The organism is Streptomyces sp. NPDC015661 (genome assembly GCF_043077765.1).
Lineage (GTDB): Bacteria > Actinomycetota > Actinomycetes > Streptomycetales > Streptomycetaceae > Streptomyces.
Window position 1 is genome coordinate 408,001 of record NZ_JBIBST010000006.1, and the last position, 14,277, is coordinate 422,277.

Annotated in this window: 16 protein-coding genes; 9 read left to right on the forward strand and 7 right to left on the reverse strand. The window is 73.6% G+C overall.

Annotated features, from left to right (window positions below):
• The first annotated feature begins 108 nt into the window (after window positions 1-108).
• Window positions 109-726, forward strand: a complete 618-nt coding sequence (locus ACF07V_RS18850; protein WP_392155420.1) for a CBS domain-containing protein — start codon at window positions 109-111, stop codon at window positions 724-726.
• Between the two features lie 133 nt (window positions 727-859).
• Here ACF07V_RS18850 and ACF07V_RS18855 read toward each other — a convergent pair whose 3' ends face one another.
• The 3 genes from ACF07V_RS18855 to ACF07V_RS18865 form a co-directional block, all read right to left on the reverse strand.
• Window positions 860-1,159 carry a DUF1876 domain-containing protein gene (locus ACF07V_RS18855; protein ID WP_392155421.1) on the reverse strand — a complete coding sequence of 100 codons (300 nt, stop codon included), beginning with the start codon at window positions 1,157-1,159 and terminating at the stop codon, window positions 860-862.
• A gap of 101 nt (window positions 1,160-1,260) precedes the next feature.
• Window positions 1,261-2,088, reverse strand: coding sequence for a maleylpyruvate isomerase family mycothiol-dependent enzyme (locus tag ACF07V_RS18860; RefSeq protein ID WP_392155423.1), 828 nt, complete (start codon window positions 2,086-2,088; stop codon window positions 1,261-1,263).
• 51 nt (window positions 2,089-2,139) lie between these two features.
• Entirely contained in the window at window positions 2,140-2,574 is a 435-nt protein-coding gene (locus tag ACF07V_RS18865) for a MerR family transcriptional regulator (protein ID WP_392155425.1), read from the reverse strand.
• A gap of 64 nt (window positions 2,575-2,638) precedes the next feature.
• On the opposite strand from ACF07V_RS18865, the gene ACF07V_RS18870 reads away from it, so the two are divergent.
• Window positions 2,639-3,412 (forward strand): methyltransferase domain-containing protein, encoded by a 774-nt coding sequence (locus ACF07V_RS18870; protein ID WP_392155427.1) that lies wholly within the window; start codon window positions 2,639-2,641, stop codon window positions 3,410-3,412.
• A gap of 59 nt (window positions 3,413-3,471) precedes the next feature.
• On the opposite strand, the gene ACF07V_RS18875 is transcribed toward ACF07V_RS18870, so the two are convergent.
• Window positions 3,472-4,434: an NADP-dependent oxidoreductase gene (locus ACF07V_RS18875; RefSeq protein ID WP_392155657.1), complete on the reverse strand. Its 963-nt coding sequence runs from the start codon at window positions 4,432-4,434 to the stop codon at window positions 3,472-3,474.
• Between the two features lie 89 nt (window positions 4,435-4,523).
• Here ACF07V_RS18875 and ACF07V_RS18880 point away from each other — a divergent pair, with 89 nt between their 5' ends.
• From ACF07V_RS18880 to ACF07V_RS18890, 3 genes are read left to right on the forward strand one after another with little or no spacing between them, the layout of a single operon-like run.
• Window positions 4,524-5,495: a GlxA family transcriptional regulator gene (locus tag ACF07V_RS18880; RefSeq protein ID WP_392155429.1), complete on the forward strand. Its 972-nt coding sequence runs from the start codon at window positions 4,524-4,526 to the stop codon at window positions 5,493-5,495.
• A 47-nt stretch (window positions 5,496-5,542) separates the two neighbouring features.
• A complete protein-coding gene (locus tag ACF07V_RS18885) occupies window positions 5,543-6,484 on the forward strand; it encodes a LysR family transcriptional regulator (protein ID WP_392155430.1) in 942 nt (313 codons plus the stop codon).
• A 39-nt stretch (window positions 6,485-6,523) separates the two neighbouring features.
• Complete coding sequence (locus tag ACF07V_RS18890) at window positions 6,524-6,886, forward strand: DUF952 domain-containing protein (RefSeq protein WP_392155432.1); 363 nt, start codon at window positions 6,524-6,526, stop codon at window positions 6,884-6,886.
• Window positions 6,887-6,893: 7 nt separating this feature from the next.
• Here the strand turns inward: ACF07V_RS18890 and ACF07V_RS18895 are convergent, their stop codons facing one another.
• Both ACF07V_RS18895 and ACF07V_RS18900 read right to left on the reverse strand, forming a co-directional pair.
• Complete coding sequence (locus tag ACF07V_RS18895; RefSeq protein ID WP_392155433.1) at window positions 6,894-7,541, reverse strand: response regulator; 648 nt, start codon at window positions 7,539-7,541, stop codon at window positions 6,894-6,896.
• On the reverse strand, window positions 7,526-8,803 hold the full coding sequence (locus ACF07V_RS18900) for a sensor histidine kinase (protein WP_392155435.1): 1,278 nt from the start codon (window positions 8,801-8,803) through the stop codon (window positions 7,526-7,528). Before ACF07V_RS18900 ends, ACF07V_RS18895 begins: the two co-directional genes overlap by 16 nt.
• 150 nt (window positions 8,804-8,953) lie before the next feature.
• Between ACF07V_RS18900 and ACF07V_RS18905 the strand changes: the two genes are divergently transcribed.
• The 4 genes from ACF07V_RS18905 to ACF07V_RS18920 all read left to right on the forward strand — a co-directional run bounded on the left by ACF07V_RS18905 (window position 8,954) and on the right by ACF07V_RS18920 (window position 13,482).
• Complete coding sequence (locus ACF07V_RS18905; protein ID WP_392155437.1) at window positions 8,954-9,388, forward strand: hypothetical protein; 435 nt, start codon at window positions 8,954-8,956, stop codon at window positions 9,386-9,388.
• Between the two features lie 227 nt (window positions 9,389-9,615).
• Entirely contained in the window at window positions 9,616-11,085 is a 1,470-nt protein-coding gene (locus ACF07V_RS18910; RefSeq protein WP_392155439.1) for a multicopper oxidase family protein, read from the forward strand.
• Between the two features lie 79 nt (window positions 11,086-11,164).
• Window positions 11,165-12,553 (forward strand): FAD-binding oxidoreductase, encoded by a 1,389-nt coding sequence (locus tag ACF07V_RS18915; RefSeq protein WP_392155440.1) that lies wholly within the window; start codon window positions 11,165-11,167, stop codon window positions 12,551-12,553.
• Window positions 12,554-12,642: 89 nt separating this feature from the next.
• Entirely contained in the window at window positions 12,643-13,482 is an 840-nt protein-coding gene (locus tag ACF07V_RS18920; RefSeq protein ID WP_392155442.1) for a slipin family protein, read from the forward strand.
• Between the two features lie 78 nt (window positions 13,483-13,560).
• Here ACF07V_RS18920 and ACF07V_RS18925 read toward each other — a convergent pair whose 3' ends face one another.
• Window positions 13,561-14,031 (reverse strand): VOC family protein, encoded by a 471-nt coding sequence (locus ACF07V_RS18925; RefSeq protein ID WP_392155444.1) that lies wholly within the window; start codon window positions 14,029-14,031, stop codon window positions 13,561-13,563.
• Window positions 14,032-14,277: the final 246 nt, after the last annotated feature.

Below are 14,277 nucleotides of genomic sequence, written 5' to 3' on the forward strand. Positions count from 1 at the left end.
CCATGGTCACGTCAAGCCCACAAGCCCTGGGGACGCACCCCGCCGCACCACCCTTCCCGCCGGGTGCGGGATCATGGATGCAGGCACGCAGAAGGGACGGAACGGACGATGAGGCACCGCAGTGTCGCGGACCTGATGACGCCCACCGCGGTCGCGGTGCAGCGGGGGACCTCGTTCAAGGAGATCGCGCGGCTCCTCGACGAGTACGGCATCACCGCGGTCCCGGTGGTCGACGAGGAGAACCGTCCGGTGGGTGTCGTCTCCGAGGCGGACCTGCTGCGGCGGCACACGGCGAAGGACGGACCGAGCTCGGCGGAAGCCATGATGTCGAGCCCGGCCGTGACGGCCCGGCCCTCCTGGACGGCCGTCGAGGCGGCCCGTCTGATGGAACGGCACCGGGTGAAGCGGCTCCCGGTCGTGGACGCGGACGGTCGGCTGATCGGGGTGCTCAGCCGCAGCGACCTGCTCCAGCTGTTCCTGCGCAGGGACCGTTCCATCCAGGAGGAGATCCGCGAGGACGTGATCGTGCGCATCCTGCACCTCTCCCCCTCGGCCGTGCACATCGAGGTCGACGAGGGCAGGGTGACGCTCAGCGGCACACTCGAACGCCCGGGACTCGGCCCGATCCTGGTGCGCCTGTGCGAGACGGTGGACGGGGTGGTGGAGGTCGTGGACCGGATGGCGTACGGGGAGGGTGACGGCGCTCCCCAGGTCGACGCTCCCTAGGGGTCCCCGGGCGCGCCCGGGCGACGACACCCAGCCGGGCCCTCAGGGGCAGCCGGGGCCCTCAGGGCACGCCCCAGGGGCCCGGCTGGGGGGTCACCCGCCCGTCGGGCTCCCGGGGCGGGAGGCGGTTCCGTCAGGAGACCGCCTCCGGCCAGCCGTATCCGGGGCCGGTGTGCTGGGGTACGGTCCCTGCGCCCACCGCCTCCATCTCCCGGTTGGCCTCCCGCATGAGCTTGCCGGCCAGGTCCTTCATGGCCCGGCTCGCGGCAAGGTCGTCGCCGATCGCCGGCACGTCCACGTCCGCCGGGTTGCACCGCGCGGAGCCGTGGCCCGTGATGGTCGAGGTGCCGGTGTTCAGCCGGGCCTCGGCCTTCGTTCTGCCGCTGTCCTCGGTCAGTTCCACGCCGACCGTCCACTCCAGCGTGCGGCTCATCGTCCGCCTCCTCGCATCGCCGGGTCGCGCGGAACCGAGGCGCGGCCCCTTCCGATACCTCCAGGATCCATCGCCGGGGACGAGAACGCGCGGGGACGGGGTCAGGGCGCGCGGAAGAGCCGGGGGAATCGGGGCGCGAGCCAGGGCTTGCGGCCCCAGCCGAGCGCCTTGCCCCGGGCGATCACCGGCCAGGGGTCGAGCCGCCCGAGGCCGAGGAGGAGGAAGGTGACCGGCTCCGTGAGGATCGTGCAGTCGGGACGGGCCGGCGGCTCGTGGCCGGTCGTGACCGCGCCGTCGGTGACGGTGACGCCGAAGCCCGGGCCGCCCCGGAGCCGTACGGCGAAGCTCGCGGTCAGACCGGCGACGGCGGCCGGGTCCGCGACCCGGGGCATCGCCTCGACCATGAAGGGCAGGGTGAGCGCGACCCGGCGCGCGTCGAGCATGTGAGGGCGGTTCAGGGCGAGGGCGAGGTCGTAGCCGTGGCCGAGCATGTGGGTCAGCAGGTACGAGCCGAGGACGGCCGGGCTCATGCGGCCGAGGGGCGTGGAGAGGAGCTCGGCCGGGTCGCGCTCCTCCACGCGCGCGAGGAACGCGGCGGCCTGGGCCGTGATCATCTCGGCGAGCGGGCCGGGCGCCCGTTCGCCGAACCCGGCGAGGGCGGCCTCGTTGGCCTCCGCCAGGCTGCCGGGGGTGCCGTCGCCGTAGGGGCGCTCGTGGCCGGCGGCCAGGTCGGCCATGAGGGCGTTCGCCTGCGCCAGGTGTGCGGCGGCCTCCCCGACCGTCCAGGTCGAGCGGGGCACGGGCAGGACCTCCGCCGGTCGTCCGCCGGGCGGCTGTGCGCGCAGGACCGCCGTGATGTCCTCGGCCGTCCCGCGTATCGCCTCGGCAAGCCCTTCGGGAAGCACCGCCGTCGTCCGCCGTGTCGTCATCGATCCGCCCCTCACCCGGCTCCGGCGGCTCCCGCGTGGAGCGCCGGCTGGTCAGGGACCGTACCAGTGAGTAGCCCCGCTCGTACCGGTCGCGTCGGGGACCTCTTCGCCCTCGGCCGTGGCGGCGACGACCTCCCGGAACCTGGGGCAGTCGGCGAGATCCTCGTGGGCGCAGCCCAGCGCGCATTCGACCAGGTCGAGACAGGCCTGCGTCTCCGTCATCCGGCGCCGGAGCTCCTCGCGGTGCGCTTCCAGCCGCTGCCGGCGGGCGCCGGGGTCGCCGGTCCGCAGCAGCTCCCGGATGCCGTCGAGGGCGAGGCCCGCCCGCTTGGCCCGCAGGACGACGGCGACGCGGGTGAGGTGGCTGTCGTCGTAGCGGCGGCGGCCGTGGGCGTCACGGGCGGGCGCGAGGAGTCCGGCGGACTCCCAGTGCCGCAGCACGTGGGTGGCGAGACCGAACCGGCCGGCGAGTTCGCCGATGCTCATCGTGAGAACCGTCGGGGGCGTACCGCTTGACTTCATGTCGGCATTAACCACCAGCGTGGTCGCCATGTCCATCACGCCTGCGGCCGGTTCGGGCCGCGACCACCGTCCTTCCCTGCTCGCCGTCCTCGACGCCGTCGACCGCGCCCCGGGTGCGGCCGCGCTGCGCGCCCGCTCGTACGGCCTCCTGGGCGTGGCGGCGGGCACCCGTCTGCTCGACGTGGGCTGCGGCGGGGGTCTCGCCGTCGCGGAGGCCTGCGCGCTCGGGGCGCTCGCCGCCGGTGTCGACCGGGACGAGGAGATGATCGACGCGGCCCGGCGCCGCCACCCGGGGCACGCCTTCGCCGTCGCGGAGGCGGCCGCGCTGCCCTGCGAGGACGGTGCGTGGGACGCGTACCGCGCCGACAAGGTGCTGCACGAGCTGCCCGATCCGGGGGCGGCGGTCGCCGAGGCGCGCCGGGTTCTCGCGCCGGGTGGGCGGGCCGTGCTCACCGGACAGGACTGGGACACCTGCGTCCTCGACGCCGAGGACGGCGCCCTGACCCGGAGGATCGTGCACGCGCGCGCGGACCTGGTCACCGGACCGCGCGTCGCGCGCCGCTTCCGCGGCCTGCTCCTGGACCACGGCTTCCGGGACGTGGCGGTGGAGGTCTCCACCGCCGTCCTCACCGACGCCCGCTGGCTCCCCCTCGCGACGGGGCTCGCGGAGTCGGCGCTGCGGACCGGTGCCGTCACCCCCGGCGAGGCGGCGGCCTGGACGGCGGACCAGGCCGCCCGGGCCGCGGGGGACCGCTTCTTCCTGGCGGTCCCCTTCTTCACGGCGTCCGGCACGCGCGCGTAGGGGGTGTCTTGTCGATCAGGCCGCGAGCCCGGCCTGATCGACAAGGCACCCCCTTGGGATCACGCCCCGGTCTGCGCCCCCGCAGGTCCGCCGTCCACCGTGAGGACGAGCTTGCCCGTCGTGCGGCCGGTCTCGCCGAGGGCGTGGGCCTTGGCGGCTTCGGCGAGGGGGAAGACGGCCTCGATGTGGGGGCGGAGGGCGCCGGAGGCCGCGAGGGCGGCGATGGCGTTCATGCCGGCGTGGTCGGCCTCGACGAGGAGGGTCTCCACGCGGACGCCCCGCGCCGCCGCCCTGGCCGGCTCGTCCGGGTCGGTGGGCGGGAGCAGGGAGACGAGCGTGCCGCCGGGGCGGAGGACGTCGAGGGAGCGGGTGCGGGTGTCGCCGGACAGCGGGTCGAGGACCATGTCGACGTCCTGGACGGCCTCGGCGAAGTCGGTGGTGCGGTAGTCGAGGACCTCGTCGGCGCCGAGGGAGCGGACGAACGCGTGCTTCGGGGCGCTCGCGGTGCCGATCACGTACGCGCCCCGGGCCTTGGCGATCTGGACGGCGAGGTGGCCGACGCCGCCGGCGGCCGCGTGGATCAGGACCCGCCGACCGGGGCCGACCTGGGCGGTGTCGACGATCGCCTGGTACGCGGTGAGGGCGGCGAGCGGCAGGGCGCCGGCCTGCACGTGGTCGAGCTCGGCCGGCTTGTGGGCGAAGGCGCGGGCGGGGGCGGTCACGTACTCGGCGTGGGAGCCGACGCCGAACGGGTAGGGCAGCATCCCGAAGACCTCGTCGCCGGGCTTGAACACGGTCACGCCGAAGCCGACGGACTCCACGACGCCGGAGACGTCCCAGCCGAGGACGAGGGGGAAGCCGTCGAGGAAGAGGGGACCGGAGCGGTGCTTCCAGTCGGTCGGGTTCACACCGGCCGCGCGGACGGCGACGAGGATCTGGCCGGGGCCGGGCACGGGCCGCGGGACCACGACCTCCCGGAGGACGTCGGGGGTGCCGTGGGTGTCCTGGCTGATGGCGCGCATGGTGGGCTGGTTCGTCATGCCGTCCAGACTCGCCGCCGGCCCCCACCCCGTACCATGGCACGATCGCCAGCTTTCGAAGGGATCCTGCCATGAGTCCTGCCACGGGTGACCGGCATCGCGTCGTCGTCCTCGCCCTGGACGGCGTCTACCCCTTCGAGCTGGGCATCCCGAGCCGGGTGTTCGGTGCGGTGGCCGAGCACTACGAGGTCCTGACCTGCTCGGTGGACGGCCGGCCGGTCCGGACCAACTCCGACTTCTCGGTGACCGTCGAGCACGGGCCCGAGGTGCTCGCCACGGCCGACACCGTGATCCTTCCGCCCTTCGACATGGCCCGGCTCTCCCGTGAGCTCCCCGCCGCCGTCGCCGGGGCGCTGGCCCCGGTGCGCGCCGGGGCGCGGATCGTGTCCATCTGCACGGGCGCTTTCGTCCTCGCCGCCGCCGGGCTCCTGGACGGCCGGCCCGCCACCACGCACTGGGCGCTCGCAGCCGTCTTCCGCGACTGGTTCCCTCAGGTGGCGCTCGACCCCGGCGTGCTGTTCGTCGACGACGGCGACGTGCTGACCTCGGCGGGCGCCGCGTCCGGCGTGGACGTCTGCCTGCACCTCGTACGGAAGGACCACGGCACCGCCGTCGCGAACTTCGTGGCCCGGGTGTGCGTCGTGCCGCCCTGGCGGGACGGCGGCCAGGCCCAGTACATCGAGCAGCCCGTGCCCGAGACCACCGCCAACGACACCTCGGCGACCCGGCAGTGGGCGCTGGAGAACCTGCACGAGCCGCTGGCGCTCAGCACGCTCGCCGACCACGCCCGGATGAGCCTGCGGACCTTCGCCCGCCGGTTCAACGACGAGGTCGGCATGAGCCCCGGCCGCTGGCTGATCCAGCAGCGGGTGGCCCGCGCCCGGCACCTCCTGGAGTCCACGGACCTCGCCGTCGACGACATCGCGGGCCAGGTCGGCTTCGCCACCGGCACCTCGCTGCGCCAGCACCTCCACGCGGCGATCGGCGTCTCCCCGCTGGCCTACCGGCGCACCTTCCGGGGCGGGGCCGCCGCCCAGCCGTAGGTCGGCGGGGCCGCCGCCCACTCATTGGTCCTGGTTAGGCTTGGCCCGTGAGACATAGGGATTCCGATGGCGTGGCGGGCGGCGCGGCGCAGCCGCCGGCCGACCTGAACCTGCTGCGGACCTTCCTGGCGGTCTACCGCTCGGGCTCGTTCACCGCCGGTGCCGGGCTGCTCGGTCTGTCGCAGCCGACGGTCACCACCCAGATCCGCGCCCTGGAGCGGCAGACCGGCCGTGAGCTGTTCGAGCGGCTGCCGCGCGGCGTCGCCCCGACCACCGTCGCCCACGAGCTCGCGGCCCGGGTCGCCGGGCCGCTCGACGCGCTCGCCGCCGCGACCGGGCACGAGGCCGCGCCCCACGAGCGGGCCGCCCCCGTCCATCTCGCGGGCCCCGCCGAGCTGCTGTGCACGCGCGTCCTGCCGGTCCTCGCCCCGCTGACGGTCGAGGGCGTACGGCTGAGGGTGAGCCCGGGTCTGACCGAGCCGCTCCTCGACGAGCTGCGCTCCGGCCGGCACGACCTGGTGATCGCCACGTTCCGGCCGCGCGGGCGGGCACTGACCGCCGTACCGCTCACCGACGAGGAGTTCGTCCTGGTGGCGGCCCCGGTCTGGGCTGACCGCGTCAGGGAACGCCTCGCCCTGGAGGGACCCGCCGCACTGCGTCCCGTCCCCCTGGTCACGTACGCCGAGGATCTGCCCATCGCGCGCCGCTACTGGCGGCATGTGTTCGGGGCGCGGCTGTCCCGCCCCGCCGCCGTGACCGTCCCCGATCTGCGCGGGGTGCTCGCCGCGGTCGTCGCCGGAGCGGGGTTCAGCGTCCTGCCGCGGTACCTCTGCCAGACCGAGCTGGCCACCGGCGCCCTCGTGCCGCTGCACGAACCGGAGGACCCGCCCATCAACACCGGCTACCTCGTCCAGCGCCCGGGCCGCCCCGGCAATCCCGACGTCACCCGTGTGCGCGACGCGCTGATCGCAGCCGGACGCACCTGGTGACTCCGGGGGCTCACCAGGGGCTCCTGCTATAACCGGCACATGATCTACCACGTCGTGACGTCCGCCGAATGGTCCGCCCGGCCCGAGGAGCCGTACGCCCCCGCCTCCCTCGCGGAGGAGGGTTTCGTGCACTGCTCCCCCGACGAAGCGACCACGCTCGCCGTCGTCAACGCCTTCTACCGCGGCGCCTCCCGGCCGCTCCTGGTCCTCCTCCTCGACGAGAGCCGGCTCACGGCCAGGACGGAGTGGGAGGCCGCCGCGCCGACGCCGCCGCCCGGCGTCTCCGGGGAGACGCTCTTCCCGCACGTGTTCGGACCGCTCGACCGTGCCGCCGTCGACGGGATCCTGGAGATCACCTGGGACGCGGACGGCCGGGCGTCGGGGCTGGCGGAGACCGGCTGATCCGTCGTCAGTCCTTGTTCAGGTAGGTCAGGACGGCGAGGACTCGGCGGTTGTTGGTGCCGTCGTCGACGATGCCGAGCTTGCCGAACAGGGAGGTCGTGTACTTCCCGATGGCGCTCTCGCTGAGGAAGAGGCGCTGGGCGATGACCTGGTTGGACAGTCCTTCGGCCATGAGGCCGAGCACGGAGTGCTCGCGTTCGGTGAGCTTCTCCAGGCGCCGGTTCGACGGCCCGCCGGACAGCAGCTTGGCGATGACGGCCGGGTCCATCGCGGTCCCGCCGGCCGCCACGCGTTCCAGGGCGTCGATGAACTGGTCGGCGTCGAACACGCTGTCCTTGAGGAAGTAGCCGATGCCGCCGGAGCCGTCGGCGAGCAACTCCCGGGCATAGAGCTGCTCGACGTACTGGGAGAGGATCAGGACCGGCAGTCCGGGCAGTTCGGCGCGGGCGGCGATGGCGGCGCGCAGGCCCTCGTCCGTGTGGCTCGGCGGCATCCGGACGTCGACGACGGCGACATCGGGCCGCCAGGTGCGCAGGGCCTGCAGCGTCTCCGGTCCGGTGGCCGCCGTCGCCACCACCTCGTGGCCGTAGGCCTCGATGAGCCGGACCATCCCGGCGCGCAACAGGTACAGGTCTTCGGCTACGACGATGCGCACGGCACCTCCAGGGTCACGCGGGTCGGGCCGCCCGCCGGGCTGATGATCTCCAGGGTGCCGTCGAAGACGGCGAGCCGGCGGCCCAGTCCGGCGAGCCCGCCGCCGTCCCGCACGAACGCCCCGCCCCGCCCGTCGTCCTCGACGTCGACGACGACGCCGGTGCCGGTCCCCTCCGCCTCGGCCCTGAGGGAGATCCGGACCCGGGTCGCCCCGGCGTGCTTGACGGCGTTGCTGAGCAGTTCGGCGACGGCGAAGTACAGGGCCGATTCGACGGGCGGGTCCTGCCGGTGGCGCAGGTCCGCGTCGACGGTGACGTCGAGCGGGCTGTCCAGGGCGAGCGCGCGGACGGCGTCGACGAGCCCCCGGTCGCTCAGGACGGGCGGGTTGATGCCCCTGACCAGTTCCCGGAGCTCGGTCAGGGAGGCGGTGGCGCCCGCCCGTGCCTCCTTCATCAGGGCCTTCGCCCGCTCGGGATCGCTTTCCATCAGTTTCTCCGCCGTCGCCAGGGAGAGCCCGAGACCCACCAGGCGGGCCTGTGCCCCGTCGTGCAGGTCCCGCTCGATCCGGCGGATCTCGGCGGCCTGAATGTTCGTCACATCGGCGCGCTGGGCGGTCAGTTCCTCCACGCGTTCCGCGAGGGCCATCGCGGGCGAGGGGCGCAGGAAGCGCACGGCGACCGGCTCGATCGTCCGCCAGGCGTACGGGGCGAGGGCGACGGCCGTCAGCAGGCCGAGCGCGCCGGCCAGGCGGCCGGGGGTTCCCCGGGCGTCGAGCCCGAGTCCCAGGACGGCCGCGGCCACGCCGGCGGGAGGGAGGCAGGCGACGAGGCCCGCGGTGAGCGGCAGGATCGCGGTGAACCGCAGGTCGCGCAGGTTGGCGGGGTCCTTCCACCGGATGCGCCACTTCTGGTCCATGAGGGCGTCGCGGCGGGTGCGTTCGTAGCCGAAGCCGTTCCACCAGTACCCGGTGGACATCCGTGTGACCGGCGGGGCCTCCCGGTAGCCGGCGGGGACGACCGTGCCCGTCCACCGGGCGACGAGGTGGCGGACGGCCCGGCAGACCGGCCGGGACAGGGCGAGCGTGCCCGCCCCGACGAGCACGAACGGGGCGAGCCACGACCAGGGGTTGCCCGGTCCCCAGCGGATGCCCAGCGCGATCGCGGCGGCCCACACGGCGGGGATCAGCATGCTGACGGCCGCCACGGCGCACGCTCTTGAGAACCCCACGCCGACCCGTACCGACCACGTCACCAGCTGTCCCATGCCTCCGCCTCCGTCTTCCGTCCGGTGCGTCCACTGTGCACCGGACGCGGCCCCGCGCCGCCCCGGTCGGCCGAGGAGTGTGGCCGGCCCCACCCCCTCGTGCGCCCAGACGGATACCGGCCCCACCGGCCTCCCGGCAGGGTCATGGGTATGGAATCCAACCTGAACACCCCGTCCACGGCCGCCCCCGTCGACAGCGACCTCACCCGGCGAGCCTTCGGCACGGCGACGACGAGCGTCAAGATCTTCGGCGCACTCGCCGCCCTCTCCCTCCTCACGGTCGCCGTGGTGGCGGGCAACGGTCACCAGGTCAACACGTTCATGTGGGTACGGGCCGTCCTGCTGCCCCTGGTCGCCCTCCTCGTCCACCGGCTGACCGTGTCCGCCTCCCGGGGATCCCGGCGGTCCTTCGAGCGGGTGCGGGGCCTCGCCGTCGTCCTGCCGGTCGCGATCATCGGCGTCGACCTGATCCCGGGCGTCTGCCCGCCCTGGTACGCCGTGATGCAGACCCTCTGCATGCTGCCCGTGATCCGCCTCGCCCTCCTGACCCGCGGCCCGGCCCTGCGCACCGCCTTCCCGCGGTGAGGCTTCCCCGCACGGAGTACGGGGTCAGTCGCCGGCCCGAACCGGCCGCGCGCCAGGCACCGCGCCGGACGGGCCGACCCGCGACGACCTGCGGCGGGCCACGGAAGCACCGTCGCCGTGTGCGGTTCGCCCCGCTCTCGGTTAGACCTGGATCACAGGGTGACGGCCGGCCCGCCGGAAGCCACCAGTCCGGCGTCATGTGCCGCCCACCACCCGGGAGGAAGCCGATGATCACCCGTCGCAGTGTGCTCGGCGGCGCCGTCGCCGCCGCCGGCCTGCCGCTCCTCGCCCCCGGCACCTTCGCCGGGGGCGAGGCGCACGCGGCGCAGGCCCTGCCGCCGGCCGGTCCGCACCGCGCGCCCGACCCCGTACCGCCCGCCTTCTCCACGGCCATGCCGGTCCCGACCGTGCTGCGTCCCCTGGCCACGACGGGCGGTGTGGACGTCTACGAGCTGACCGTCCGCCAGGCCCAGGCCCGGATCCTCCCGGGCGTCGCCACCGATGTCCTGACCTACGACGGGCACTTCCCCGGCCCCGTCATCCACGCCCGCTCCGGGCGCCGGGTCCTCGTCCGCCACCGCAACGGCCTCGACATGCCCGTCTCCGTGCACCTGCACGGCGCGAGCGTCCCGCCCTCCTCCGACGGCAACCCGATGGACGTCTTCGAGCCCGGCACCTCGCGGACGTACGTCTACACCAACCGGCAGCCCCACGCCTCGCTCTGGTTCCACGACCACGCCCACCACATGGAGGCCGAGCACGTCTACCGCGGTCTCGCCGGCAGCTATCTGCTCACCGACGACCTCGAACAGAGCCTTCCGCTGCCCAAGGGCCGGTACGACGTGCCCATCACGATCCGCGACGCCCGCTTCGACGAGAACGGGCAGCTGGCGTACACGATGTCCGACCGGAACCGGACCACCATCCTCGCCAACGGCAGCCCCACCCCGTACTTCCAGGTCGCGGCCCGCAAGTACCGCTTCCGTCTGCTCAACGGCTCCAACCTGCGCCTCTTCGCGCTGAGTCTGTCCGACGGGACTCCGCTCACCCAGATAGCCTCGGACGGCGGACTGCTCGAACGCCCCGTCGCCGTGCCCGTCCTCACGCTCTCGCCCGGCGAACGCGCCGACGTGGTCGTCGACTTCTCCCGCCACAGCGTCGGCACCCGGCTGGTGCTCGTCAACAGCGGCCCCGGCAGGCCCGAGCAGACCGGCAAGGTGCTCCGCTTCGACGTCGTGCGCACCGCCGACGACCCCAGCAGCGTTCCCCGGGTCCTGCGCACCCTGCCGCCCGCCGCCGCCCTGCCCAAGGCCGCCGTCACCCGTCACATCGAGCTCAGCATGGACGAGGACGGGCGGCCCGATCCGCGGGGGTTCGTCAACGGGCAGATGTTCGACCCCGATCGCATCGACACCACGGTGGCCTTCGGGTCGTCGGAGATCTGGCACGTCACCAACGCCAACAAGCGCGTCCCGCACAACTTCCATCTGCACCTGGTCCAGTTCCGGGTCCTGGAACGCGGCGGAAAGCCCGCGGGTCCGACCGAGGCCGGACTGAAGGACACGGTCCGGGTGATGCCGGGCGAGACGGTGAAGCTGCACGTGACCTTCGACGGGTTCCGGGGCGACTACGTGTACCACTGCCACATGCTCGACCACTCGGCCATGGGCATGATGGCGACCTTCCGGGTCCGGTGAGCTCGCGGGCGCCTCGTGGCAGGGGGAGACTGAAGGGGTTAGCGCGGCCGGCAGTCAGGGGTGCCCCGGAGGAGTGGCCATGGGCGGCACGGCGGTGGAGACCCTGCGCGAGAGCTTGCGCGGTGAGGTGATCGGCCCGGACGACGCGGGGTACGACGAGGCCCGCCGGATCTACAACGCGATGATCGACCGGCGGCCGGCCGTCATCGCGCGGTGCGTGGACACCACGGACGTGCGGGCCGCGCTGCGGTACGCCCGCGAGAGCGGCATGGACCTGACGGTGCGCGGCGGCGGCCACAGCGGCGGCGGCCTGTGCGTGACCGACGGCTCGCTGATGATCGACCTGTCGGGCCTCCGCTGGGTGCGGGTGGACCCCGCGAAGCGGACCGCCCTGGTGGGCGGCGGCAGCCAGCTCGGGGACCTGGACCACGAGGCGCACGGCTTCGGGCTCGCGACCCCCGCCGGGATCATGTCGACGACGGGGGTCGGCGGACTGACCCTGGGCGGCGGACACGGGCATCTGACCCGCGCCCACGGACTGACCATCGACAACCTCCTCGCGGCGGACGTGGTCCTCGCGGACGGCTCGGTCGTCACCGCTTCGGCGGACGAACATCCCGACCTCTTCTGGGCGTTGCGCGGTGGCGGCGGCAACTTCGGCGTGGTGACCTCCTTCCGGTACGCCCTGCACCCGGTGCACACCGTCGGGCTCGGCGTCACCCTGTGGGAGCCGGAGCACATCGGGGCGGTGCTGCGCTGGTACCGGGAGTTCCTGCCGGCGGCGCCGGAGGACCTGAACGGCTTCTTCGCCACGCTGACGGTCGCGCCCGCACCGCCGTTCCCGGAGGAGATCCACCACAAGAAGATGTGCGGCGTGGTGTGGTGCAGTACGGGCCCGACGGACGAGGAGAGCCTCGCACAGGCGTTCGCTCCCGTCGCCGACCCGGCCCCGCCCGCCTTCCACTTCGCGACGCCGGTCCCGTATCCGGCGATCCAGGCGATGTTCGACGACCTGATCCCGAAGGGCCTCCAGTGGTACTGGCGCGGCGCCTTCTTCGACCGCATCACCGACGACGCGATCGACGTGCACCGCACCTTCCTGGAGAACATCCCCACCGAGCTGTCGACGATGCACCTCTACCCCGTCGACGCCGCGGCCCACCGCGTGGGCCCCATGGACACGGCCTGGGCCTACCGGGACGCGATCTGGTCCGGCGTGATCGGCGGCATCAGCCCCGAACCGTCCGACGCGGAGGCCATCCGCACCTGGGCCGTGGACTACTGGGAGGCCCTGCACCCGCACTCCATGGGCGCCGGATACGTCAACTTCATGGGCGCGGACGAGGGTCAGGACCGCGTCCGGGCCACGTACCGCGGACACCACGACCGGCTGGCGCAGGTGAAGCGGACGTACGACCCGGACAACGTCTTCCACCACAACCAGAACGTCGCCCCGGCGGACTCTTGACGGCCCCTTGACACTCAGCAGGGATCCGGCGGACCCCGGACGGTGTCATCTTCGGTGTTCTACTCACCGTTCGGGGAAGGGTGGCCGCCGTGGAAGGCGCCGTAGCGGGGTTCTTGGTCGTCGTGGTCGGTGTGCTGGTCGTACTGCGCAGCGGCATGCGGATCGTCAATCAGGTGGAGCGGGGGGTGGTCTTCCGGCTCGGCAAGGCGATGCCCGGTCATCGGCAGCCGGGGATCACCTTCCTCGTGCCGTTCGTCGACCGGATGCGCAAGGTGAACGTGCAGGTGGTGACGCTGCCGATCCCGACGCAGGAGGGCATCACCCGGGACAACGTCTCGGTGAAGGTCGACGCGGTGGTCTACTTCCGGGTCGTCGACCCGGTCCGGGCCGCGATCGAGGTCCAGGACTACGTCTTCGCCGTCGGCCAGGTGGCGCAGTCCTCGCTGCGGTCGATCATCGGCAAGAGCGACCTGGACGATCTGCTGTCCGACCGTGAACGGCTGCACGAGGGGCTGGCGTTGATGATCGACAGCCCGGCGGCCGGCTGGGGCGTACACATCGACCGGGTCGAGATCAAGGACGTGCAGCTGCCGGAGTCCCTCAAGAGGTCGATGTCCCGGCAGGCGGAGGCGGAGCGGGAGCGGCGGGCGCGGGTGATCACGGCGGACGGCGAGTTCCAGGCGGCGCAGCAGCTGGCCAACGCGTCGCGGATCATGGCCGACACCCCGGAGGCGATGCAGCTGCGGCTGCTGCAGACGGTCGTCGAGGTCGCCGCTGAGAAGAACTCGACGCTCGTGATGCCGTTCCCGGTGGAGCTGCTGCGCTACTTCGACCGGGCCGCGCGGAACCTCGGCGCCCCGGAGGAGGCGCCGGCTGCCGCGCAGGGCGCGAACCTCCCGGATCCGCGTAGCGAGTCGCCCGCCTCGTAGGCGGCGCGCAGGGACCTCGCAGGCGGTGCGCGCGGAAGGGTGCGGGCGGACCGGGTCCGCCCGCACCACCCGGCGACCTCAGTCGCCCATGGCCCGCATGGCCTCCGCGGCCCGCTTCTCCAACTCCTCCGGAGGGACGTCCTCGACGTGCGTCGAGAGGTTCCAGCGGTGGCCGAAGGGGTCCTCCAGCTGTCCGGTGCGGTCGCCGTAGAACTCGTTCTTCACCGGGGACAGCTCCTTGGCGCCCCGGGAGAGGGCCTCCGCGAAGACCGCGTCGACGTCCTGGACGTACACGTGCAGGGTGACGGGCGTGCCGCCCACCGCCTTCGGGGAGCGGAAGTTCATCTCGGGGAACTCGTCCGCGAGCATGATGAGCGAGTTCCCGAGCTCCAGCTCGGCATGGCCGATCCGGCCCTCGGGCGCCGGCATCCTCATCCGCTCCGTCGCACCGAGCACGGAGACGTAGAAGTCGATCGCCGCCGCGGCTCCGTCGACACAGAGGTACGGCGTGACGCGCGGATATCCCTCGGGAATGGGCTGGACGGTCACGGGGCTCCCGCCTTCCGGACAGTGGCGATCAACGCCGACCGCCGCGTGCGACCACTGATATCCCGAACCCGCGGGCCGCGCTCCGACGCCGCGCGGCGGCCCTGCGCCGAATGCCCTGAAGGGGCGACCGGGCCGCTGCCGCGCGCGGCCCGGCCGGGGCCCCGAAGCCTCCTCGACGCGCATCGGCCGACTCCCCGCGCGCCCGGATCCGGGCCCGTCACGGCACCGGCATCACGGATGACGCCT